The organism is Psychromonas aquatilis (genome assembly GCF_038155185.1).
GTDB classification, from domain to species: Bacteria; Pseudomonadota; Gammaproteobacteria; order Enterobacterales; family Psychromonadaceae; genus Psychromonas; species Psychromonas aquatilis.
This window is the reverse complement of the sequence record NZ_JBAKAZ010000403.1, coordinates 1-214: the sequence shown is the minus strand read 5'-3', so window position 1 is coordinate 214 and position 214 is coordinate 1. Positions and strand designations below refer to the sequence as shown.

The 214-nt window shown below is 38.8% G+C and carries 1 protein-coding gene; it reads left to right on the top strand.

Features of this window, described 5'->3' with window-relative positions; translation table 11 throughout:
• A partial coding sequence (locus V6256_RS15945; protein WP_341599182.1) for an FTR1 family protein occupies positions 1-214 on the top strand: 214 nt, incomplete at both ends.

Here is a 214-nt window from a genome sequence, read left to right as displayed (position 1 = left end):
CTGGCAATGATTGCCGTTGGTCGTGAAGGTTCTGAACCAGTGATGTTCCTATATGGTTCATTGTTACAACTGGGTACCTTAGCTTCATATGTGAGCTTTTTTAGTGCTGTCGCTATTGGTTTAGCCTTTGCCATGGTGATGTTTTATTCATTACAGCTATGTGGCAAGTTTATTTCTTGTAAATGGTTATTCAAGGTAACGGATATTATGTTGT